At 36.0% G+C, this 24,786-nt stretch carries 19 protein-coding genes; 15 read left to right on the forward strand and 4 right to left on the reverse strand.

Translation table 11 applies throughout. The features are described 5' to 3' along the window. Nucleotides 1–13 precede the first annotated feature (13 nt). Nucleotides 14–475, forward strand: a complete 462-nt coding sequence (locus tag ACLBWW_RS15875) for an NUDIX hydrolase (RefSeq protein WP_048543177.1) — start codon at nucleotides 14–16, stop codon at nucleotides 473–475. 45 nt (nucleotides 476–520) lie between these two features. Here the strand turns inward: ACLBWW_RS15875 and nadE are convergent, their stop codons facing one another. Continuing rightward, complete coding sequence (gene nadE / locus ACLBWW_RS15880) at nucleotides 521–1,339, reverse strand: ammonia-dependent NAD(+) synthetase (RefSeq protein ID WP_098049215.1); 819 nt, start codon at nucleotides 1,337–1,339, stop codon at nucleotides 521–523. A gap of 270 nt (nucleotides 1,340–1,609) precedes the next feature. Here nadE and ACLBWW_RS15885 point away from each other — a divergent pair, with 270 nt between their 5' ends. From ACLBWW_RS15885 to ACLBWW_RS15895, 3 genes are all read left to right on the forward strand, one after another. Then, complete coding sequence (locus ACLBWW_RS15885) at nucleotides 1,610–3,490, forward strand: ABC transporter permease (RefSeq protein WP_048543175.1); 1,881 nt, start codon at nucleotides 1,610–1,612, stop codon at nucleotides 3,488–3,490. A 115-nt stretch (nucleotides 3,491–3,605) separates the two neighbouring features. Then, complete coding sequence (locus tag ACLBWW_RS15890; protein ID WP_048543174.1) at nucleotides 3,606–3,893, forward strand: AbrB/MazE/SpoVT family DNA-binding domain-containing protein; 288 nt, start codon at nucleotides 3,606–3,608, stop codon at nucleotides 3,891–3,893. Nucleotides 3,894–4,167: 274 nt separating this feature from the next. Then, nucleotides 4,168–5,118: a serine protease gene (locus ACLBWW_RS15895; protein WP_048543173.1), complete on the forward strand. Its 951-nt coding sequence runs from the start codon at nucleotides 4,168–4,170 to the stop codon at nucleotides 5,116–5,118. A gap of 146 nt (nucleotides 5,119–5,264) precedes the next feature. Here ACLBWW_RS15895 and ACLBWW_RS15900 read toward each other — a convergent pair whose 3' ends face one another. The 3 genes from ACLBWW_RS15900 to ACLBWW_RS15910 all read right to left on the reverse strand — a co-directional run bounded on the left by ACLBWW_RS15900 (nucleotide 5,265) and on the right by ACLBWW_RS15910 (nucleotide 8,426). Further along, entirely contained in the window at nucleotides 5,265–6,368 is a 1,104-nt protein-coding gene (locus tag ACLBWW_RS15900; RefSeq protein ID WP_098069242.1) for an ABC transporter ATP-binding protein, read from the reverse strand. Nucleotides 6,369–6,632: 264 nt separating this feature from the next. Continuing rightward, the gene (locus tag ACLBWW_RS15905; protein WP_098847326.1) at nucleotides 6,633–7,496 is read right to left on the reverse strand and encodes a PucR family transcriptional regulator; all 864 of its coding nucleotides are present in this window, start codon (nucleotides 7,494–7,496) and stop codon (nucleotides 6,633–6,635) included. A gap of 69 nt (nucleotides 7,497–7,565) precedes the next feature. Next, on the reverse strand, nucleotides 7,566–8,426 hold the full coding sequence (locus ACLBWW_RS15910) for an AraC family transcriptional regulator (protein WP_098069240.1): 861 nt from the start codon (nucleotides 8,424–8,426) through the stop codon (nucleotides 7,566–7,568). 196 nt (nucleotides 8,427–8,622) lie between these two features. Between ACLBWW_RS15910 and ACLBWW_RS15915 the strand changes: the two genes are divergently transcribed. From ACLBWW_RS15915 to ACLBWW_RS15965, 11 genes are all read left to right on the forward strand, one after another. Next, nucleotides 8,623–9,939 carry a carbohydrate ABC transporter substrate-binding protein gene (locus ACLBWW_RS15915; protein ID WP_257132074.1) on the forward strand — a complete coding sequence of 439 codons (1,317 nt, stop codon included), beginning with the start codon at nucleotides 8,623–8,625 and terminating at the stop codon, nucleotides 9,937–9,939. A 69-nt stretch (nucleotides 9,940–10,008) separates the two neighbouring features. Continuing rightward, entirely contained in the window at nucleotides 10,009–10,899 is an 891-nt protein-coding gene (locus ACLBWW_RS15920; protein ID WP_061676478.1) for a carbohydrate ABC transporter permease, read from the forward strand. A gap of 14 nt (nucleotides 10,900–10,913) precedes the next feature. After that, on the forward strand, nucleotides 10,914–11,903 hold the full coding sequence (locus ACLBWW_RS15925) for a carbohydrate ABC transporter permease (RefSeq protein ID WP_098069238.1): 990 nt from the start codon (nucleotides 10,914–10,916) through the stop codon (nucleotides 11,901–11,903). A gap of 12 nt (nucleotides 11,904–11,915) precedes the next feature. After that, a complete protein-coding gene (gnpA, locus tag ACLBWW_RS15930; protein WP_098847331.1) occupies nucleotides 11,916–14,087 on the forward strand; it encodes a 1,3-beta-galactosyl-N-acetylhexosamine phosphorylase in 2,172 nt (723 codons plus the stop codon). After that, nucleotides 14,077–14,244, forward strand: coding sequence for a DUF6903 family protein (locus ACLBWW_RS15935; protein ID WP_180228545.1), 168 nt, complete (start codon nucleotides 14,077–14,079; stop codon nucleotides 14,242–14,244). The genes gnpA and ACLBWW_RS15935 overlap by 11 nt, the downstream gene beginning before the upstream one ends. 108 nt (nucleotides 14,245–14,352) lie before the next feature. Continuing rightward, the gene (locus ACLBWW_RS15940; RefSeq protein ID WP_098069236.1) at nucleotides 14,353–15,249 is read left to right on the forward strand and encodes an ROK family protein; all 897 of its coding nucleotides are present in this window, start codon (nucleotides 14,353–14,355) and stop codon (nucleotides 15,247–15,249) included. A 64-nt stretch (nucleotides 15,250–15,313) separates the two neighbouring features. After that, entirely contained in the window at nucleotides 15,314–16,480 is a 1,167-nt protein-coding gene (locus ACLBWW_RS15945; RefSeq protein ID WP_447614124.1) for an SIS domain-containing protein, read from the forward strand. 20 nt (nucleotides 16,481–16,500) lie between these two features. After that, entirely contained in the window at nucleotides 16,501–17,649 is a 1,149-nt protein-coding gene (nagA, locus tag ACLBWW_RS15950) for an N-acetylglucosamine-6-phosphate deacetylase (RefSeq protein WP_447614125.1), read from the forward strand. Between the two features lie 26 nt (nucleotides 17,650–17,675). Continuing rightward, nucleotides 17,676–18,611 (forward strand): tagatose-6-phosphate kinase, encoded by a 936-nt coding sequence (gene lacC / locus ACLBWW_RS15955; protein ID WP_098122211.1) that lies wholly within the window; start codon nucleotides 17,676–17,678, stop codon nucleotides 18,609–18,611. Between the two features lie 15 nt (nucleotides 18,612–18,626). Further along, complete coding sequence (gene lacD, locus ACLBWW_RS15960; protein ID WP_098069232.1) at nucleotides 18,627–19,634, forward strand: tagatose-bisphosphate aldolase; 1,008 nt, start codon at nucleotides 18,627–18,629, stop codon at nucleotides 19,632–19,634. Between the two features lie 428 nt (nucleotides 19,635–20,062). Continuing rightward, complete coding sequence (locus ACLBWW_RS15965; protein WP_447614126.1) at nucleotides 20,063–24,439, forward strand: endo-alpha-N-acetylgalactosaminidase family protein; 4,377 nt, start codon at nucleotides 20,063–20,065, stop codon at nucleotides 24,437–24,439. The last annotated feature ends 347 nt before the right edge of the window (nucleotides 24,440–24,786 follow it).

Here is a 24,786-nt window from a genome sequence, read left to right on the forward strand (position 1 = left end):
AAAGGAGAAGAGGATGGCTAATTATATAAAAGAATTACGTGAAAAAGTAGGTCACGACTGTGTTCTCATAAACTTTGCGGGTGGTTGTGTGTTGAATGAACATGGAGAAGTATTACTGCAAAAAAGAGGTGATTTTAACGCTTGGGGATTTCCTGGTGGTGCAATGGAAATTGGAGAATCTGCCGCAGAAACCGCGATTCGAGAAATAAAAGAAGAAACAGGTTATGACGTGGAAATAAATGAGCTTATCGGGGTGTATACAAAATATTTTCAAGCATATCCAAATGGAGATAATGCCCAGTCAATTTTACTATTCTTTTCATGCTCAATTGCCGGTGGAGAGCAAAAAGTAGACGGTGATGAAACGTTGGAATTGAAGTTTTTCCCGCTAAACAAAATGCCGCCATTGTTTAATCAACAACATGAGGATTGTTTACAGGACTTACTAGAGAAAAGAGTAGGGGTGTATCGTTAACATAAAAAAGAAGCTAATGAGATTAGCTTCTTTTTTATGTTTTATTTATTTCCACCAATTATCAAACATTGATGCTGGAACTTGTCTTTTATGTTCGCTCACTGTGTAACGTTTTTCAATTTTTTCTGCAACGTCAGTTGGAACTGCTTTACCTTCTAAATAATCATCTAGTTGATCATACGAAATACCTAACTCCGTTTCATCAGCTTGACCTGGTTTTTCATCCAATAAATCAGCAGTTGGCATTTTTAAGTAAAGTCGCTCATCCGCACCTAATTCTTGTAAAAGAGCACGTCCTTGACGTTTCGTTAAACCCGTTAATGGTAATAGGTCTGCACCACCATCTCCGAATTTTGTAAAGAACCCTGTAACAGCTTCTGCAGCGTGATCAGTTCCAATTACAAGTAGCCCTTGTTGACCACCGATTGCGTACTGCGTAACCATACGGATACGTGCTTTCACGTTACCTTTATTGAAATCTGTTAATGATTCACCTAATACGTTTTCGTATTGATTTGAGAAAGTATCAACTGTTGACGCGATATCAAATGCAACAGATTGATCAGCTTGAATAAATTGTAATGCTAATTGCGCATCATCTTCATCTTTTTGTACTTTATAAGGAAGGCGCACAGCGATAAATGTTGCGTTACCACCTTCATTACGAATTTCCTCCACTGCGAGCTGAGCTAAACGTCCAGCTAATGTAGAGTCTTGTCCGCCACTAATGCCAAGTACAAATCCTTTTGCACCTGTTTTTTTTACATAATCTTTTAAGAAATCTACACGTTTACGGATTTCTGCTTTCGGATCAATTACAGGCTGAACATGTAATGCTTTCATAATCTGTTCTTGTAATGTCATTATGTTTCCTCCTATTCATATTAAAGCGGTAATTAAGTTTATATGTATATTGGTACATACTTCTATCCTTTATTATTTCGCAAAACTAACGAATATACAATAGGATGCGTGTATGAATATGAATGTAGTCATTATAATGAAACTGTTTCGTTTAAGCAATTTTTTTGAAACCTTTCAATAATGTAAGGTTTTTGTCATTTGAATCGATGGAAGGTATTTCCGGACTTTACTAATATAAGAACATAGTTAGTAGAAGGGCGGAGAAGGAATATGAACATTAGAGAACTTGCTTATCGGAATGTAACGAGAAATAGACGAACATATTCAGCATATTTTTTAAGTAGTGCATTTGCCATTATGGCCTTTTTTGTTTATTCATTTTTTGCGTTTCATCCCGCATTAAGTGCTGGAGAATTGGGACGATACGTATTCGTAAGTATGTCTTTTGCGCAGTCCATTATTTACTTATTTACGTTTTTCTTTATTTTATATTCGATGGGAATGTTTTTAAAAACGAGAAAGCGTGAATTAGGAATTTTAATGATGTTAGGTATGACGAAATATCAATTAAAGCGTCTTATCTTCTTTGAAAATATTATGATTGGGATAGGGGCCATTATTTTTGGAATACTTGCTGGAATGTTATTTTCCGGAATATTACTATTTGTAGCTCCGATGATATTAAAATTAGATATTTCTTTAGCTTATTACATTCCAATGAAAGCCATTGTTGTAACGAGTATTATGTTTTTCGTATTATTTATGATTATTTCATTGTTTAGTGCAGGAATGATTCGAAAAAATAAAATTATGAAATTGTTTAGAGGATCCGCAGAAGCGAAGCCGGAACCGAAAGCATCGATTATTTCTTCTATATTAGCGGTTATATTGCTTAGTGCGGGATATGCAGGAGCACTTATGTCACACGGGGCAATGGTATTTGTCATGATGATTCCTGTTACAACGGTAGTCATTATTGGTACGTATTTGCTGTACAAGCAGTTGAGTGTCTTTATTATTAGACTGTGTAAAAAAAGTAAACGTTTCTATTGGACACAGACAAATATTGTTACGTTATCAGATTTAGCTTACCGTATGAGAGACAACGCCAGAATGTTCTTTATTGTAACTATTATTTCAACTGTAGCATTTTCAGCAATAGGTACATTAGTAGGTTTCACGTCCATGACGAAAGGGATTATGGAGAGACCAATTGCGTTTCAGTATCATTCTAAGCAAGGAAATAGTAATGAATCACAGCATTTGCAGATGATTGATGAAGGATTAAAGAAACATAGTATAGCAGCTTCTAAAACGAATATTTCAACGAAAAAGGCGGAGGAGCAGTCGTTAAGAAGTGCCGTATTCATAAAAGAATCAGATTATGAAAAATATGCGAAGTTAACAGGAGAACCATTTCAAACTGTAGCAAATAAAGAAGCTTTATTTTTATCAGTCGATATACCAGGCCCACCGATGAAAGAAAGAAAAGAAATTACTTTACCACTTTTGAATGAATCTTTAAAAGTGAAAAAAGTTAATACTTCTTCATTAAGTAAAATACTAAGAGGTAACGTTTATGTAATCTCTAAAAATCAATATGATGCATTACAAGATGGATTTAAAGAGGAAAAAGATTATGTGTACAAAACAGAAGGAACGAAAGATGAAATTGAAGTTGGTAAAGAACTTACTCATCAAATGAAGACTTATGAAGAATATGCAATGTTTAGTGCAGAAGAGTATGAACAAAACCAAAGTTTACAAATCGCAGGACCAATTCTATTTGTAGGTTTCTTTATTGGTATAGTATTTTTCGTATGTGCAGGAAGTTTCCTTTACTTCCGTTTGTTTTCTGATTTGGAGGATGATACTCGTTTGTTTGAAATGATTCGAAAAGTAGGCTTAACGAGTGGAGAGTTATCGAAAATAGTTACAATCCGATTGGCACTTTTATTCTTCGTTCCAATAGGTGTTGCAACATTACATGGGGCAGTAGCGTTAACTGCACTGGGACAGATGTTTGAGTACTCACTATTTAAAGAAAATGCGATTGTATTAAGTATTTTCGTAGGAATTCAAGTTGTATATTTCTTACTGATAAGATCTCGTTATTTAAAACAATTGAAAGAGAGATTACGTATGCATTAATTGTGTTATTTTAACTTGAGTACAAAAATTTCTAAAAAGAGACAAGTATTACCAAAAAGTGATAAAATGGAAAGAGCGAGGTGGAAAAATTAATAAAAAGTAAGGGGGGAGTAATATGAAAGCAACAGGAATTATTCGAAAAGTAGACGAATTAGGACGAATTGTTATTCCTAAAGAGTTACGAGAAGTATTAGGAATACAAATCAAATCACCACTTGAAATTTTCGTAGAAGAAGATAAAGTCATTTTACAAAAATATCAACCTTACAATGCTTGTCAAATAACAGGTGATGTTTCAAATCAAAACATATCATTAGCAAATGGAAACATTACTGTTAGTATAGATGGAGCGAAACATTTAATAAAAGAAATAGAGAAGTTTTTAAATAAGAGTGAGGCGTAGTCTTAATTTATTTTATTTTTAAAATTTCATATCATTCTTTAAAACTATGAAAGGACCATTAAATTGGTCCTTTTATTTTGGTTATTGGTTGTACCAATCGAATTTTTGGTGAATAAAAATTACGAGATAAATAAAAAGAGTAGTATAAAATTAGTAAGCTATATTGAGAAATATTTTTAAGGAAGGAAAACGAAACGAATAAAACGAATGTTACATTTAAACCTTTTCAAAAGTGGTCTGAAATGAAAATAATATATTTTCAGGAGGGATTACGATGAATAGTAGTACAGCGAATAAACAAAAAGGTATACAATTGATTCCTTTTACAGTAGATAAGGTGGTTGAACAAGTAAATGAAATTCCACCAGGTGTACAACTCATTCATGCTCCACAAGTATGGGAGAAGAGTGCGAAAGGAAATGATATTGTTGTTGCCGTATTAGATACAGGTTGTGATGTGAATCATATAGATTTAAAGGAACGCATTATCGGTGGAAGAAATTTCACGAAAGATTACGAAGGGGATCCAAATATTTATCTTGATAATAACGGACACGGTACTCATGTAGCGGGGACAATTGCAGCGACTGAAAATGGTGTCGGTGTTTTAGGAGTCGCACCACTTGCTAAAATGTTAGTGTTAAAGGTTTTAGCGGGAGATGGTTCTGGAAGTTATGAGCAAATTATTGAGGCGATTCATTATGCTGTAAATTGGAGAGGGCCTAATAAAGAAAGAGTTAGAGTTATTTCAATGTCACTTGGTGGCCCGCAGGACGTTCCAGAATTACATGAAGCGATTCAAAATGCAGTAAAGCAAGATGTTCTCGTCGTATGTGCTGCTGGGAATAATGGAGATTGTAATGATAATACAGAGGAACTAGATTTCCCAGGTGCTTATTCCGAAGTAATTGAAGTCGGCGCTATCAATTTAGAACGGAAAATCGCATGTTTTAGTAATTCGAATCAAGAAATTGATTTAGTGGCGCCAGGTGATGAAATATTATCTACGTATCCTGAAGGGAAATATGCGGTATTAAGTGGAACTTCTATGGCGACACCGCATGTCGCTGGAGCGCTGGCATTGCTCATTAAGCAGTGTGAGAGAGAATATGGTAGAAAGTTATCAGAGCCAGAAATATATGCACAACTTATTAAAAGAACTGTACCTTTAGGGTATGAACGTACATCTGAAGGGAATGGATTAATAGATTTATTAAAAGAATAGCAAAAAATAAAAAACATCTCATATGAATATGAGATGTTTTTCGTATAGTTCTGTCGCATATACAGGGGAATCTAGTATTTAATTCTTTTTTACGAAATGGTTGACACAACTATATCTATTTTTTTGAAATAGAAGCTATGCATCCATTAAATATTACGAATACGTTGTTCGGTAGCGATATCGAAAAAGTGTGCTTTCGCTAAACTAAAAGCTAATAGAAGTGTATCGTTAGCTTTAATCTCGGAACGAGCATTAATTCGCGCAACAAAGTTTTGATTCGAAAGTTTTCCATGAATCATCGTTTCAGCACCTAATAATTCAGCAATTTCTACTGTAATTTCGACTGTTGATTCAGGCGAAGATTGAAGAACAATTGGTTCATCATGAATGTCTTCAGGACGAATGCCGAGTATGATTTTTTGTCCATTATATCCTTTTTGCTTTAATGTTTTTAGTTGGCCATCTGGTACTTTGAAGCGAATATTTTCTATATAGAAATAGTTCTCTTGTAATGTCCCGGTAAAGAAATTCATAGCTGGAGAACCAATGAATCCACCAACAAATATGTTTTCAGGAGTATCATATACTTCTTTTGGAGTACCAACTTGCTGGATGAGCCCATCTTTCATAACAACAAGGCGTGATGCCATTGTCATAGCTTCTGTTTGATCATGTGTTACATATATAGTGGTCGTATTTAAACGACGATGCAGTTTGGAGATTTCTGAACGCATACTGACGCGTAATTTTGCGTCTAAATTCGATAGAGGCTCGTCCATTAAAAATACTTTTGCGTCACGGACGATAGCTCTTCCTAGCGCAACCCGTTGGCGTTGCCCACCTGATAATGCCTTCGGTTTTCGTTGTAAGTAATCTTCAAGCCCTAAGATTTTCGCTGCCTCCGTTACTCGGCGATTAATTTCATCTTTTGGAAGTTTGCGTAGTTTTAAGCCAAACGCGATATTATCATAAACAGTCATATGCGGGTATAGTGCGTAATTTTGAAATACCATCGCAATGTTGCGATCTTTTGGAGCGACATCATTCATACGCTCTCCATCAATATAAAACGAACCATCAGAAATGTCTTCTAGACCTGCAATCATACGTAGAGTTGTTGATTTTCCGCATCCAGAAGGACCGACAAATACGATAAACTCTTTATCTTCAATATGTAAATTAAAGTCAGAAACAGCAGTAGTTTTATTATCATAAACTTTAAAAATATGATCTAATACTAGTTCGGTCATAAATATTCACTCCTTTTCGTAATTGATTGAATTATAAGATTTTTATAACCGTAAGTAAATCGGCATTGTGCACAAAAGAATGAGAGGGTTTTATACAAGTTTACAGATTTAAGAAACGGGAAAGCACCTGTAGGATGTACTTTCATCTATAGATATGGGATGAAAGTATTACTTTTTCGTAGAAAAATATGTAAAAAGAGTTTCCAAGTCATAAAACAATGATGGTATGAGAAAATGAATATTTTATCGTCTTTCATGAGAGCTTCACGAGATATCTAAAGAAAGAAATGCCATATAAACTGCTACTGCACCTTCAAAAGTTTTTATATTAATTCCTGTTTTTTCAATGAATTTATCAATTCGATACTGCAAAGTATTACGATGTAAATATAATTGTTTCGCTGCAAGAGATACATTTAAGTTACATTGGAAGAATACTTTAACGCTATCTATAAGTTCTTTGTCATTCGAAATGTGTGCCAATAATTGATTCGTGTACTTTTTTCTTTCTTCTTTTGATAATGAGATCATTAATTGATAAGGGAGCAGTTGTTCAATGTGTGTAATTTTTTTGGATAAATAGGGAGAAAGAACAGAAAATAATTTTCGCTCCCATTCATACAGATAAGCAAATTCAGTTGTTTGCGTATAGCGTCTGCCAATAAAGAAGGATAGGGATATAAAAAAATCTGTTTCTAGTGTATCAAGGGCTGCTCGCAATATAGACTCAGGTACATTTTCTTCTAATATGAGGACACCAGCTTGCGAAGTTTCCCATATCATTGTAGTAGTAAAAGAAAACATGGACTGTAAAGCATCTTGAAATTCTTCTCTCTCTATTATGGGTTGTGTTGTGAAAAAGTGTAAAAAACGAACTGATAGTATAGAAATGTTATTATTTTTGTATAATGCTTCATACCATGATTTTTCTTTTTTTGTTTTATAAAATGTATCAGTATGAATGGGCGTTAAGATGGATGAAAGCAATTGATGCTCCCTTTGATGTAATCGGATTTTTCGAATCCCGACTTTGTTTCCTTCAACTAAAAACCAGCTATAATCTTCTGACAACACAGCTTCATTGATTTTTATATCCTCACCATAATATGTTTTTAATTGTTGAATCATAGGAACACTCCTCCTTCAAAAATAATAGTAACAATATTGTAAATAAGTATAGATTCAGTGCAATTATCTTTAAATTTTTGCACTAGAATCTGGTATGTTTTTGCTAGAATTGATAGCGTTTCTGTATTGTGAGGGAGATAGATTCGTTTCTCGTTTAAATGATTGTGCAAAGAATGATTGGGAAGAAAACCCGGTAATAGTTGAAATGTTAGAAATTGAATAATTGGTAGTTTCTAATAATATTTTACTTTCTCTAATACGAGTTTGAATTAAGTATTCAATAGGCGAAACGCCGACGAACTTCCTGAAAGAATGGGATAGGTAATATTTGTTTATATGACTAATTCGAGCTAATGTATCCAGGCTAATATTTTCGTGAAAATGCTGCTTAATATAGTTTTTAATAAATTCAATATCTTTATTGATTTTTTGAGTAGATGTTTTTTCTACATTAAAGGATTTTTTTCTCATCATTTTAAGTAGTAAAATTTCCAGAATATTTTGTATAATTAAATCGTAATCTTCTTGATGGTTTTCCACTTCCTCGATCAATTGCTGAAGGTAAAAGAGGAAGTTCTTTTGATCCTGTTTATAGTTGTGAATAGTTACTTGACTAGGATTTTCTATGGATGAAAAGGACAAACCTTGAATACCAAGTGCGATGTATTCGAGTGGATGATTCGTATCAGATTTTTCTGTGTGCTCGATATTTGGATTGATGATAATCAAGTTGTGCTCTTGGACTGGGATTTCTTCTTTGTAAAAGATAAAAGTTCCTTTGCCCTTGGTAATATATAATAGCTCTGTAAAGTGATGCGCATGAATGGTACTATGCCAATCTTTATCGTATTTTGATTTTGTTATATAAAGAAGTTTTACTGGAAGATGGTTTCGTTGAATTTGTGGAATCTCATATACTTCATTGGACAAATGAATCCCTCCTTCATAGATTTTTTATCTATGTTATAAAGATTTTAGTGGGATATGCAGTAAAAAGCAAGATATCTAAAAAACAGAACAAGATGTTTATTGTGAAAGCGTTATCTATTTTGTATTCTTTAATTATGAAAGGAAGATTAGGAGATGGGGGTAAATAAAGATGAAAAAAAAGTTATTGTTGTCTGGGATGACAGCTTTGTTATCTTTTAGTTTAATAGCTTGCCAAGGTAATACTTCAAAAGTTGATAACTCTAAGGATGGTAAAGGCTCCAGTGAAAAACAAACCCTTCATGTGGCAACACTTGAATCGGCTTATGGTAAAGAGATGTGGAGCAAAGTAATTGACGCATATGAATCTGCTAATCCAAAAGTTGATGTGAAATTGACAGTGGACAAAAATCTTGAGGATGTCATAGGCTCAAATATGAAAGCAGGAAAGTATCCGGATGTTGTGTTGTTGGCAACTGGGAGAAAACAGGCACTAACAGAAACTTTAATTAAAGATAAAGCATTAGAAGACATTACTGATGTTTTTGATAAAAATGTTTATGGTGAAGATGTTAAAGTCAAAGATAAGTTAGTACCAGGGCTTACTGGTACACCTGCGACTAATCCTTATAATGACGGTAAAATTTATATGGCACCGATGTTCTATAGTCCAACTGGATTATTCTATAATGCTAGCTTATTAAAAGAAAAAGGTTGGGAAGTGCCGAAGACTTGGGATGAGATGTGGGCTTTGGGAGATAAAGCGAAAGCAGAAGGAATTTCATTATTTACTTATCCTACAACAGGCTACTTTGATACATTCTTCTACTCTTTATTACTAGGGGTGGGTGGACCTGAGTTATTTAATAAAGCTATGAAATATACAGATGGTGTTTGGGAAAGTTCTGAAGCAACGAAATCGTTTGAAATTATCGGAAAATTAGGAAAATATACAGAACCAACTACTGTTGCGAATGCAAATGATAAAGACTACAAGAAAAATCAACAATTGGTTCTCGATAACAAAGCTTTGTTTATGCCAAATGGTACATGGGTAGTTGGTGAAATGAAAGAAGCTCCTCGATCTAAAGGGTTTGAATGGGGCATGATGCCTTTACCAACAATTGATGCCAATAGCGACCGTTATGCATTTACTTTCTTTGAACAAATGTGGATTCCTTCAGCAGCTAAAAATAAACAACTTGCTAAAGATTTCATGACGTTTGTTTATTCGGATAAGGCAGCTGGAATTTTTGCTGAATCGAGTGCGATTCAGCCTATCAAAGGTCTTTCTAGTAAACTGACAGGTGAAAATAAATCATTCTATAGTATCTATGATAATGGAGTGAAAGTGGGAATAGGTGGATTTGCTGCAACGAAAGCCGTTGAAGGCGTAAGTATGCCAGATACATTATTTAGAACGATTGACAGTGTTATTTCTGGTGATAAAAAGGTGAAAGATTGGCAAAGCTCTGTTGAAAAAGTGAGTGACCAATTACGGTCTGCATTAAAATAAATTAGTTTTCACTATGTACAATGGTGAGCAGCTAGTCTCACCATTGTACTTATTAACTGAGGTGATGGCATGAATAAGACAACAGAAAAAAGAATTTTTATTTTTGTTTGCACTGCACCGGCACTACTACTGTTAGCCATTTTTATGATTGTTCCTACAATTGAGGTATTCAGGATGTCCTTATATAAGTGGGGAGGATTTTCTAATAATAAGGTATTTGTTGGATTAGAAAACTTCAAGATTTTATGGAATGATATGAATTTCTTTCGATCTCTCCAAAACAGTATCGTATTAATTGTTATTGTTACACTTATCACGATGGTGATGGCGATCTTGTTTGCCACTTTGTTAACGAGAGAAAAAATAAAAGGTAAAAGTTTCTTTCAAATTATTTTTTATCTCCCTAATATTTTATCCGTTGTAGTTATCGCGGGAATATTTTCTGCAGTTTATGATCCGACTACAGGATTGTTAAATAATATACTTGCTTTATTTAACCTTGAAAATCTTCAAAAGATGTGGCTCGGCAATCAAAAGATTGCCATATACAGCATTGGCGGGGCACTCATTTGGCAAGCGATTGGTTATTATATGGTCATGTATATGGCGGCAATGGCAAGCATTCCGGAAAGTTTTTATGAAGCATCTGCTTTGGAAGGTGCTGGACGGGTCAGACAATTTTTCAGTATTACGTTACCGTTAATTTGGAATAACATTCGGACGACGTTAACTTTCTTCGTTATTAGTACGATTAATTTAAGTTTTCTACTCGTTCAAGCGATGACTGGTGGGGGACCTGACGGATCGACGGAAGTGTTTTTAAGCTACATGTATAAGCAGGCTTACACGAATTCTTCTTACGGTTACGGTATGGCTATTGGGGTGGTCATTTTCCTATTCTCATTCGCATTATCTGCAATTATAAGCGGTGTCACTAAAAGGGAAGTGTTGGAGTATTAAGGAGGTCCAAAACGATGGAAACACAAAAACGAATGACAACAGAAACAGCTTATCGAGATCCAAAAATGATGGAAACCGAAAAAGAAATGATTGTAGAAGCAGCTTATAAAGCCCCAAAAAAAGTTAAGCCCCAAAAAGGTATGACTACAGAAGCAATATATCGTTGTTTTATATATGTAGCACTGATTACGTTAGCAATTTCTATTATTATTCCTGTTGCATGGGTTTTCTTAGCCTCAATAAAGAAAAATTCAGAATTTTACGGAAGTCCTTGGGCCATGCCGAAAAGCTTGTATTTTCAAAACTTTATCGATGCTTTCCAAAAAGCAAACATGGGTACCTACATGTTGAATTCAGTCATGGTAACTGCGTTGGCTCTGCTTATTTTATTGATTGTGGCCTTACCAGCAGCCTATGTGTTGGCAAGATATACCTTTAGAGGAAGTAAATTAATAAATACTTTTTTTAAAGCTGGATTATTCATCAATGTGAACTACATTGTTGTTCCAATTTTCTTAATGTTATTGGACGGAGATACCTTTTTGCGAGGCCAACTAGGTGATGGATTTTTACTAGACAATTTATTTATTTTAGCTGTGGTATATGCGGCGACGGCGTTACCATTTACCATCTACTTGCTGACTAGTTTTTTTCAATCACTTCCATCCACGTATGAGGAAGCGGCGTTGGTCGATGGTGCCGGATATTTTAAAACAATGATTTCAGTCATGATTCCGATAGCTCGTCCAAGTATTATTGCCGTCATTTTATTTAATTTTCTTGCCTTTTGGAACGAATACATTATTGCCTTAACATTAATCCCAGGACCGAATAAAACGTTACCTGTTGGGTTAATGAACTTGATGGCAGCTCAGAAATCTGCTGCGAACTATGGTCAAATGTATGCAGGCATGGTTCTTGTCATGCTGCCAACTTTGATTTTATACATCATTGTTCAAAAAAAATTAACACAAGGAATGTCCCTTGGTGGTTTAAAGGATTAAAGGAGGATTTACATGAAAAAGAAAAAAGGCCGTGTTACTTTACCGAGTGAAGAAAATTTTCTTAAGGAAACAAAAGAATTGATGGAACGATGGGGTGCGGATGCGATTCGCGATAGTGATGGAACGAAACTAGATGATGATATTAAGCAATTGGATGCAAAAATTTATACGACTTATTTTGTTGCTCGAGCTCACAATGAGTTCGCAGAGAAGCACATGGATGAATGCCAGCAACTTTATTTAATGAGCTTATTCAATACTGCGCTTACTGACACCCTTGAAATTGATTTTATGAAAGGCTACTTTGAGGAACAGTTAAAGCCGGATTACGTTCACAACCCTAAAAAATACTGGGAGGTTATTGACCGGACAACCGGAGAAGTTGTTGATGTGAATGATTGGGAAGTAAATGAAGAGCAAAATCGTGTTTTGATTACGAAGGCGATTCCTTGGCATGAATATACGGTTTCATTCCTAGTCTATGCGATTTGGGATCCAACCCAAATGTACAATCATATTACTAATAATTGGGGAGATAAGCCACATGATATTCCTTTTGATGTCAGGCAGCCACATTCCAATGAATTTATGAAAATCTATTTAAAACAATGGCTGACAGAAAATCCAGATACAGATGTGGTTAGGTTTACAACGTTTTTCTATCATTTTACCCTTGTGTTTAATAATCTTGGCAAAGAGAAATTTGTCGATTGGTTCGGTTATGGTGCTAGTGTTTCAGTTGCTGCTTTGGATGCTTTTCAAAAAGAAAAGGGCTATCGCTTAAGGCCAGAGGACATTGTTGATCAAGGCTATTATAATACTGCATTTCGAATTCCAACTCCTGCTTTTTTAGATTATATAGATTTTGTTCACAAGTTCGTTGCTGAAGAAGCAAAGAAACTTGTGGATATTGTCCATGAAAGTGGAAAAGAAGCAATGATGTTCCTTGGTGATAACTGGATTGGTACAGAACCATATGGGAAATACTTTGAAAATATCGGATTGGACGCAGTTGTAGGCAGTGTGGGCGGTGGAGCCACGTTACGTATGATTGCAGATATACCACATGTTCGTTACACAGAAGGGCGATTCTTACCTTATTTCTTCCCAGATACTTTTTACGAAGGTAATAACCCGACGATTGAAGCGAATGAAAACTGGTTAACGGCGCGAAGAGCTTTACTACGGAACCCTGTTGATCGTATCGGCTATGGCGGTTATTTAAGTCTAGCTTATCAATTCCCAGAATTTATCTCTTATATTGAAAAAGTTACGGAGGAGTTTCGTGAAATTCATGACACGATCAAAGGCGTTCAACCATATAGCGGTCTTAAAGTTGCAATTTTGAACTCTTGGGGCAAGTTGAGAACTTGGCAAACACATATGGTTGCTCATGCTCTATGGTATAAACAAATTTATTCTTATTTAGGTGTTTTAGAATCCTTGAGTGGGGCAGCCGTGGAAGTTTCGTTCATTAGTTTTGATGATGTCATTAACGATGGGATACCAGCGGATATTGACGTTATCATTAATGCTGGCGATGTAGGCACAGCTTTTTCAGGAGGGGCTAATTGGATTAATGAAAAGTTAGTCACTACAATCAGGGCCTGGATGTATAATGGCGGAGGCTTCATAGGTATTGGCGAACCGACAGCCTATCAGCATGAAGGACATTATTTTCAATTGGCAAACGTCTTAGGTGTTGACAAAGAACTAGGATTTAGCTTATCCACAGATAAATATTTTATTAATCCTGTCGAACATCATTTTATTTCTGCTGACAGCACCAAATTTGATTTTGGTGAAGGAATGAAAAACATTTATGCGTTATCAGATAAAACCGAAATAATTGAATATTCAAATGGTGAAGTCCATCTTTCTAGTCATCCGTTTGGAGAAGGTAGAGCTGTGTATATAGCAGGGCTGCCATATAGCGAAGAAAATACACGTCTACTGATGCGCGCGTTATACTATGCTGCCAATAAAGAAGGAGAATTTCAAAAATATCATGCGAGCAACATTTATTGTGAAGTCCATGCATATCCATCCATTCAAAAAATGGCGATTGTTAACAATTCAATGATCGAACAAAAGACAGTTGTATACGATGGACAAGGAAACAGAAAAGAAGTGACATTGGCACCTAGTGAAATCAGATGGGAGGATTTTCCGAATGAAGACTAATATTTTATTCATTATTAAAATTGTTGTGTTTATCGTATGCCTGTCTTTAATTATCATCTACCAAAAGACAGCTGGTAAATTCGAATTAGGTATGATGTTGATTGGATTAACTGGTCTTTTAGGGCTACTTTATGACTACAATCGGAAATACGTATAAATCAACCAGGACAAGTGAATCGATCAAGGAATCGCACATATATGTTCAACGATAACAATTATAGAAAAATATTCAAAATATCAAATATAAACCTAGGGGTGCGGACAAATGAAAAAGGCAGTCGGCATTGATATTGGGGGAACGAAGATTGCAGCGGGAGTCATTTCGGATACAGGCGAACTGCTTGAACGTTCGGAAATAAAAAGTGATCCTTCAGACCGGGAAAAAATGTTTGGTAAAGTTGTAGAAGCTGTGGAACAAGTTCTCAGAAAATCATCGATTTCCAACGCTGATATTGAGGGTATTGGCGTTGGGATACCAGGAAAAGTGGATTTCGAGAAGGGAATTGCCGTTTTTCAAAACAATTTACCTTGGAGGCAGTTTCCTATTTCAGTCCGTTTGCAAGAGCAATTTGGTATTCAGCGGGTCACGATTGACAATGATGTCTATATGGCTGCTTATGCCGAATGGAGAGCAGCACATGTAAAAGAGGATGAAACCTTTGTCTACGTGACTATAAGTACGGGAATATCTTGTTCTATCATTCATAAAGGCTCATTTTTTAGGGGGGCGGGATTTGCTGGAGAACTGGGTTTGATTCCTGTCCTCACGAGAGGGGGCAATGAACGATTAGAAAAAATTGCTGCTGGGCCAGGGATTCAGAGAATAGCAGAAAGGGACTTACAGGTAGATACGATTTCAACAAAGGATGTTTTTGCTCGTTATATAAATGGGGTACCAGAATATCAGTCCATCATCAATGAGGTAACTGATTATGTAGCTCAAGGTATTTATACGATTTCCTCCTTATTAGATCCACACAGAATGGTTTTTGGTGGCAGTGTCATTGTGAAAAATCCATTTCTACTGGAGTTGATTAAAGCGAAGCTGAAAATGTATCAGCTTCCTGAGCAACAACATCTTTTGGAGCAGATGAGTATCAGTACATTGGCGCAAAATAATGGAGTTACTGGTGCAGGCTTACGAGTATTTGAAGGTATGTAATGAGGCGGCGCCGGTCTTCTTTTATGGAGAGAATGATGGCAAATAGGTAGAGGAGTGGACGAACATGTTTACATTAAGTCAAGACAAATTAGTTTCGTTAGGTGCATCGATAACAACAGCGGAAATAAGACGGCAGCCTGATTTATGGGCTGAAACCTTTGCTCTGTATATGAAGAAAAGCGAGGGGATTGAAGAGTTTTTTCAAAAAATTGTAACGAAACACAACCGGGTTCGAGTTATTTTTACAGGCGCTGGAACGTCTGCCTATGTCGGTGATACAGTCACTCCTTATTTAATAGAAAAAGTCGATGAACAACAGTGGGAAGTACTAAGCATTCCGACAACTACGTTAGTTTCAAATCCTTACCAATTTTTCAAAAAGGATTTTCCGACTTTACTCGTTTCATTTGCTAGAAGCGGAAACAGTCCGGAAAGTGTTGCTGCTGTACAATTAGCTGAGCAAATAGTAACGGATTTGTATCAAATGACGATTACTTGTGCGAAAAACGGTAAATTAGCCAAACGGGCCGTGAATAATGAAAAAAATTTATTGCTATTGATGCCTGAAAAATCAAATGATCAAGGATTTGCAATGACAGGGAGTTATACTTGCATGGCGTTAACGGCATTACTCGTTTTTGATTCTATATCAACAGAAGAAAAATCGAAGATAGTGAAAAAAATCCATCAAATGGGTGAAAGTGTCATTCAAAGAGAAGACATTATCCAAAAGATAGTAGATTTTGATTTTGACCGAATTATTTACTTAGGTTCTGGTAGTTTAGAAGGTTTAGCAAAAGAATCGCAATTAAAAATATTAGAACTGACAGCTGGGAAAATTGTAACCGCATTTGATTCACCGCTTGGCTTCCGACACGGTCCAAAATCATTTCTAAACGAAAAATCATTGGTTTTTGTTTTTGTTTCTAACCATCCGTATACACGTCAATATGATTTAGATATGTTAAAAGAAATGCAGCAGGACAACATTGCCAGTTATATTTGTGCCATCGAGGTTGATGGAGAAACTAATTATACTGGCAATAGGTTTGTATTCAGCAGAGAGGCTCATTCTATACCAGATGCTTACTTAGCGTTACCTTTTGTCATCATTGGGCAAACAGTCTCTCTGTTAGCTTCAGTAAAAGTAGGCAATACACCGGATACCCCTTCACCGACAGGAACAGTGAACCGAGTCGTTAAAGGTGTTACTATCTACGAATATGAGTAACTAGGATTGGGGAAATATACATGACTATTTTTATTTTTGCAGATAAGTTTTTTCTTGAAGAGATGGTCATAGGGCCTGGATTTTTAGAAGTAAAAGACGGAAAATTCGGTGTTTTCTTAGAGGATAGGCCGAAGGAAACGGCAAAAATTATTGAGTATAGAGGACATTGGATCGCTCCTGGTCTAGTAGATACACATATTCATGGATTTAGAAATCACGACATTATGGACAATAGTTTTGAAGGATTGAACCAAATTTCGATAGGACTCCTGTCATGCGGCGTTACATCTTTTTTACCGACAACTTTAACATCCTCAAAAGAATCGTTAAATAACGTCGTTGAAATGATTGGTGCCAATTATAAGAGAGTACAAGGTGCAAAAATTAAAGGTATCTTTTTAGAAGGACCATTTTTTACTGAAAAGCATAAAGGAGCACAGAACACGAAATATTTTTGTGACCCATCAGTTGAAATGTTGAAAGTTTGGCAGGAATTATCAAATAATGCTATTAAAAAAATTGCGATTGCACCTGAAAGGAAAGGGGCGGCGGAATGTATTGAATATGCTGTAGGAGAAGGGATTGCAGTGGCGTTGGCTCACAGTGACGCAACTTATGAAGAAGCAAAGCAAGCGGTTGAAAAAGGAGCTTCCATTTTTATTCATACTTTCAATGGAATGAGTCCATTGCATCATCGTGAGCCGGGGATGGTCGGAGCGGCCATGAATCTAAAAGATGTTTTTGCCGAAATCATATGTGATGGACATCATGTACATCCCGTTGCATCAAATATTTTAATGAATATCCGCGGCAGAGAAAGGGTTGTATTGGTGTCTGATTGTATGATGGCTGGAGGTATGCCTGAAGGGATTTATCAACTAGGAGAGTTTCCGGTGAAAGTAAAAGATGGGATGGCTCGTTTGGAAAGCGGAAGTTTAGCCGGGAGCATTTTGCAATTAAAAGATGCTGTCAAAAATGTCGTCGAGTGGGGAATTGCTACACCTGAGGAAGCAATTTACATGGCGAGTACTGCACCAGCAAAAAGTATGCAGCTCGATGGCGAATGCGGGAAGATTGCTGAGGGATATGCTGCTGACTTTATTGTGATGACACCGGAGATGGATGTAACTGCTACCTATCTTGACGGTGTATGCCGTTTTCAAGCTTAAACAAATTTCTGAAAGAGGGATTACCAATGATACTATCTGTCACCATGAATCCATCGGTCGACATTTCCTATCCGATTCATGAATTAAAGTTAGATGCTGTTAACCGTGTGGAAGCCGTTCATAAAACTGCTGGTGGAAAAGGTTTGAATGTTGCACGAGTAATTGCTCAAATGGATGAAGTTGTTCTAGCGACAGGTGTGCTTGGTGGTACGATTGGTGAATACATTATTCAAGAATTGAATAATGTCAATATTCCAAATGAATTTTTAAAAATCAAAAAAGAATCAAGAAATTGTATTGCTATTCTTCATGAAGGGATGCAAACAGAGATTTTAGAATCTGGGCCGACATTATCTAAAGAAGAGGGAACTGATTTTCTAAAAAAATTCGAATATCTACTTACAACAGCTTCACTTGTGACAATTTCGGGCAGTTTACCGAAAGGATTACCGACTAACTACTATTATCAAATGTTAGAAATCTGTCATGAAAATGGAATTCCAGTAATTATGGATTCGTCAGGGAAATCTTTGAAACAAGCGATGCTTCATAAAGAAAAACCATTCGCCATCAAACCGAATAAAGCGGAATTATCACAACTGTTGGGCATTGACATGGAGGCGGGAATCATAGAACTAAAGCAAGCATTAAACAATGAATTATTTACTGGAATTGAGTGGATTATCGTATCGATGGGTAGTGAAGGTGCATTTGTTAAACATAGCAAGGACTATTATAGAGTTATGGTCCCAAAAATAGAAGTGGTCAATCCTGTAGGGGCTGGTGATGCAACAGTTGCAGGATTAGCTGTTGCACTACATCAACATCAAACAGTGGAGACTGTTCTTAAAACGGCGATGACTACAGGAATGTTAAATACGATGGAAGCTGAAACTGGTTATATTAATGTGAATAAGTTTAAACAATATTTTGATCTCGTTAAAGTTGAACAAATAGATTGATAGAGGAGAATGTTGATGTTAGAACTAACCAAAAATAAATTGGAAGCTCTAAAACGTTTATCTGCAGAAAATGGAATAATTGGTGCATTGGCTATTGACCAGCGTGGATCATTGAAAAAAATGATTGCGTCTGGCGGTGTGAGTCAAGTTGGAGATGAGGGCATTACCCGTTTTAAAGAAGTAGTTTCTGAGGAATTAACACCATTTACAACAGCGATTCTTTTGGACCCGGAATACGGTTTGCCAGCGGCTAAAGTCCGAGATAAAGAATCAGGCTTAATCGTAGCGTATGAAAAAACTGGATACGATGCGTCAGAAGTAGGACGGCTACCAGATTTATTAACAGAATGGTCAGTGAAACGATTAAAAGATGCAGGTGCCGATGCAATTAAATTCTTACTCTACTATGATATCGATGAAGATGAAAAAATTAATAACTATAAACATGTTTATATGGAACGTATCGGATCTGAATGTGCAGCTGAAGACATACCATTTTTCTTAGAGATCGTTACTTATGATGCTGAAAGTGATAATGTGAAAAATAAAGCATACGCAAAAATAAAACCTTATAAAGTGATTGAGTCCATGAAGGAGTTCTCAAAGCCGCAATATAAAGTAGATGTATTAAAAGTAGAAGTTCCAGTAGATATGAACTATGTGGAAGGATATACAGAAGGTGAATTTGTTTACAGTAAAGAAAAAGCAGCTTCTTATTTCAAAGAACAAAGTGAAGCAACGAAGCTTCCATTTATTTTCCTTAGTGCAGGAGTAAGCGCAAAATTATTTCAAGAAACATTAAAATTTGCTAAAGAATCCGGTTCTACCTTTAATGGAGTATTATGTGGTCGGGCAACTTGGAAAGACGGTGTCATGCCGTTTGCTATAGGCGGTGAACAAGCAGGTCGTCATTGGTTAAAAGATATTGGTAAAAGGAATATTGAAGAATTGAATCTCGTGTTGAAAGAGACGGCTAATTCATGGTTTGCTAAAGTGAAAGTAACAGCTGAGCTGCAAAGTTAGTACAATATCTTTTCTTCCATGTTTAAATGGAATGAAGAAAAATGAGTAGACATTCGTCTGCTCATTTTCTAGTTGCGTCCAGTATGGCCACAAATGCTAAGATGAAAGCGCAGAACAGTTAAGTGAGTTGTGATCATGACTAAAAAAGGGAGAGTAACCTTTACATGTGAATAAACGAAAGATTGTTAATTATCGTATGAAATTTAATAAAAACATCCTTGAAAAGGTGATAATATCCTTATTTTGTAAGCGTTTTAAAAAGACAATATAACTAAAAAAAGAAACAATATCTTTATTGAGTGGGCGCTTGAAAAAAACTATTCTAAACATAAGTGAAAGCGGTACCTTTCAGGTTTTGGTATATTTTTAAAAATGAATGTGCAGGTATTGTTTTTAACTGAAATTTAAATTTCAAAGGGGGAGAAGAATTGGAGAGTAAGCATTTCAAGAGAGTTTTTAATATCCTTCTTGCACTTGTGCTAATTGTGCCGACATTTTTAGTGAGCATGATGGTGCCATTACATGTAGGAGCAAATGTGTCTAATCCATGGGTTACAATTTCATCTGGAGGAAACGAAATCAATGCAATAATAGAACAAAATGGGAAGTCCTATGTAAGGCTTGGAGCAGGTGCCGGAAATGATAATGGGGCTAAAGCTGCAATTTTTCAAGAACAAAATAAAATCGCTAAAGAATCGGGAACGATGGCGTATACCTTTACTCCAGAAACCAGTGGAGAAGATACTAGATTTGGTTTCTATCCTCACTATATTGACAATAATAACTTCGTTTTTGTAGGCTACGACTCACTTGGATGGTTCTATGAATACAAATATCAAGGAAAAGGTGATTGGTTAAAAACGAGACCGAATGTTTCACTTCCAGAGGCTGGGACCTCACATTCCATAAAAATTGATTATAACGCAACCACTTTGAATATTACATTAGATGGAAAAGATTTATTTGGACCGGTTACGTTGCCTAATGATGTAAAGAACCTCCTTACAGGTAAGGAAGCAGTTAAACTTGGTGCTTTTGGAGATAAAAAAAGTCAAGTCCTCATTGAATTAGGAGATGCACCTGAGGATGGAGGCACGAATCCAGGAGATGAAAAACTTGTCGACATTACGGATAATAAACTAGAAGAAGGCGACTTGAAAATTATCTCTGGCGACGGAAAAGTTACTTATAATGCAGATGGTTCAGCAACTTTTGGTGTTACATCTACCCAAAAAAATCGAATTGTCTACAACCAAATGAAAGGAATTAAAAATGGTGTTTTTGAAGCGGATGTTACTACTAATACTGATAAGATGAATCGCTTTGGATTCATTTATCGTGTTCAAAATGCATCTGCATACACTTATGTGGGAACAGGGGATACGAACGACCAGTATTTTGGTGAAACATTTGGACCTATAAACAATTGGACGTCGATGACTTCAAACGTGCCGTTAAAAGCAAAACAAACATACCATTTACGTTTAGTATTCATGGACGATGTTGCGACGTTATACATTGATGATAAAAAGGTAGACTCTTGGACTTTAACTGGTGGTGTAGATCAAGCGGGGGGACTAGGGTTTGAAAAAAGCCGAGGTGCTGCTGATATTACGATTTCTAATATCAAAATCAAAGAATATAGTGCGCCAAAACCTCCAGATACCACGCCAGTAGAAGATACATTAAAGTCAAAGTATATGGATGTTACAATTGATCAAGTATTCCCACGGGTTGTGAAATACAAAGTTGGCAATAAAGTAATGAATGGGCAAGAATCACCTGTGTACGGATTGAAAGTAAATGGTTCCTTATACTATCCTAAAGTAAGCTTTGAAAAGTTAAGCGATAGTGAAGTGCTATATACATTAAAAGTTGTGGATGAAATGAAAAACCTTGATGCTGTATTTAAAGTATCTTTGAAAGTAAATGATAATAAAGTTATTTATAGTTTCGATGAAATTAAAAATAATGGTAGTGCAAAAATTGAAACAGTTGAGTTTGCTGATATGAACGTTATCTCAGTAAATTCGGAGCAAAAAGGTGCAAAAGCTAAATTAACGAATATTAGTACTGATGTTAGGAAATCAGGAGATGTGGATGTAAGCATAGATTCTTCCATGGGAGAAATAGGTACATCTACTAAAAATTATACTGCATTTTTGTCAACTGACGAATTGAGTGCGGGTGTATGGTCCAGTTCAGAAGTGGATGGTTATAAAAACTTAGTTGCAAATCGATATGTAAATAAGAATGGTTCTAAGGCAATGGGGATAGGTTCTAGTGCACTCTATTACCAAAGAGATTTTATGCCAGAATCACAAAAAAATAAACCAACTATTAAAATAGCTATAGCTAAAGATTTGAATACTGATAATAAGACAGATTGGCAAGATGCGGCGATTGCATACCGTGATATTATGCAAGACATTAAAGGATATCAAGATGTAAACAATAATGTTGGAATGCGTATTGCAATGAATTTCGGATCACAAGCACAACAACCATTCTTAAAAACAGCAGATAATATTAAAAAGGTTGCTCTTGCTACAGATGAATTGGGGCAAGCTGTTTTATTAAAAGGATATGCAAACGAAGGACATGACAGTGGTCATCCGGATTATGGTAATGTAGGTGAGCGTATGGGTGGCGTGAAAGATTTGGATACGCTTATTAAAGAGGGGCATAAGTATAATACCCAATTTGGTGTCCATATCAATGCGCAGGAAGTTTATCCTGAAGCGAAAGCTTTCAACAATGATTTTATTGATCGTCCAAATTCTTTAGGATGGGGATGGCTAGATCAATCTTATACAATTAATAAATTAAAAGATTTGTATACTGGAGCGCGTGCGAAAAGACTAGATGAATTGAAAGCTGCTGTTTCAGATCTTGACTTTGTTTATTTAGATGTATGGTATCAAAATCAATGGGAATCAAATAGAATAGCAGATCAATTTAAAGATAGGGGCTGGAGACTAACAACGGAATTTGGTGGTTCTATGGCCAATTATTCAACGTGGCAACACTGGGCTACCGATAAAAACTACGGTGGACCGGAAAGCAAAGGTATCAACTCAGAAGTACTACGCTTTATTAGCAATCACCAAAGAGATTCTTGGGTGTTGAATTGGCCTGAAGTAGGAGGAACCGCTGATCATCCATTGCTTGGTGGATTTGAATTAGCTGGTTTCGAAGGGTGGCAATCTGATAAGAATTTTGATAATTTTATTCGCATGACATTTGATACGAATCTACCTACTAAATTCTTACAAAAATATTATGTAACGAATTGGACAGCTGTAGAAGGGGATAAAAGCAAGACAAACTTAGAAAAGGAAATAAAATTGAAAGACCCAAGTAATGGGGATGTTGTCGATGTAACGAGAAAAGACAATTCTAGGGAACGTGTGATTACACTGAATGGAAACGTTGTACTTGATGGACACACTTATTTAATTCCTTGGGTGAAACAAGACTTTAAAAATCCAACTTCTAATTCTGAAAAACTATATCATTGGAATTTGGAAGGTGGTACAACTACTTGGACACTTCCAGATGAATATAAAGATGCATCTAGTGTATATGTATACAAACTGACAGATCGTGGTAGAGCAGATATGAAAGAAGTCAAGGTCGTAAATAATAAGGTAACTTTGACAGTTAGTGCGGCAACACCTTATGTTGTTGTACCAAAAAGAGATAAAGGTTTGGAAATTCTTGATTATGATTGGAGCAAGGGTGCTCATATATATGACGCGGGATTCAATACAGGAAAAGTAAGTGCATATACAACTATTGAGGGGGATAACAAAGCTATAAGCGCCGTTAGAACGAATCAAACTGGAAGCAACCGCAATGTAAGTAGTGGAGATTACTACTTGAATATTGATAGTCCATCGAAAGATACAACTGTTTCCCGTGTTCTTACTGGTTTGGAACCAGGTAAAGATTATGTAGCAGAGGTATATGTTGAAAACAATAGTGATGTAAAGGCCGGAATTACAGTAACAGGTGGGAAAGAAGACGTTAACAATTACACACTTCGAAGCCTGCAAAAGAACTATGTTAAGGCAGATTCACATGCTTCAAATGATGGATACAATAGCAAAATGCAAATCATGCAAGTGAGCTTTACAGCTGTAACGAATAAAGCTAAATTAACTCTCAGCCGTGATTCTGGAAAAGGAGACACAAAATTTGATGATATTCGGATCGTTCAAAAGTCCTTAAAAAATTATGTCTCACCGACGGAATTTAAACAAGATTTTGAAACGGTGGTACAAGGAATTTACCCATTCGTTATTGGTAACACAGAAGGGGTAGAAGACAACAGAATTCATTTGTCTGAATTGCATGCTCCATATACGCAAAAAGGATGGGCAGGCAAAAAATTAGTCGATGATGTATTAGGTGGGAATTGGTCTGTTAAAGTGAACACTGGAAACAAAGGTTTGCTGTACCGTACTATTCCTCAAAATTATCGTTTCGAACCTGGCGTAACTTATAAAGTATTATTTGACTATCAAACGACAGCAAATGCATTCCGCTTTATTTCAGGGGATCAAGAAATTGATGTTCGAGACATTGCGAGTGCAAAGGGATTGAGTGTGAATAACACTCTTACTGCATCTACTGACACAAAAACAGCAGAGTTTACTGTGACAGGTTCTGAGAACGGTCAAACTTATGTTGGGATTTTCAGTGATGGAACGAATTTAAACGGGGATACCGGAGCAGGTACGTTTATTTTAGATAATTTACGTATTGAAAAGGTGACTTCAGGGGGAGGGACAGAGAGGTAAAAATCTCTATTAAGTTAAAAGTAGTTTTATCGTTCGAGTAATATTGCGAATGAAAAGAGGGTGACCTAAAAGTAGCTGAGTAGCTATATGGGTTAACCTCTTTTTGATTTAAGTATGTCATCACAACTAAATGATGGAAAGAAAGGAACGATACTCTTATGTTTATCCTGCATTTAACGGGCAGTAAGACCCCCACCTCAAAATTCAGCGAAAGCAAAGAAGTTAGGTGGGAATCGGGCTGCTCGTAAAAGCCCGATTGGTTCAACTAATAATCAGTGGGGGATGAACAAAACCCCCACTGATTAAAGTTTCACTTTATAGATTATAAAAAATAAGGTGTCTCCAAA

It is taken from the genome of Bacillus sp. M5A3_1b, from assembly GCF_053345335.1.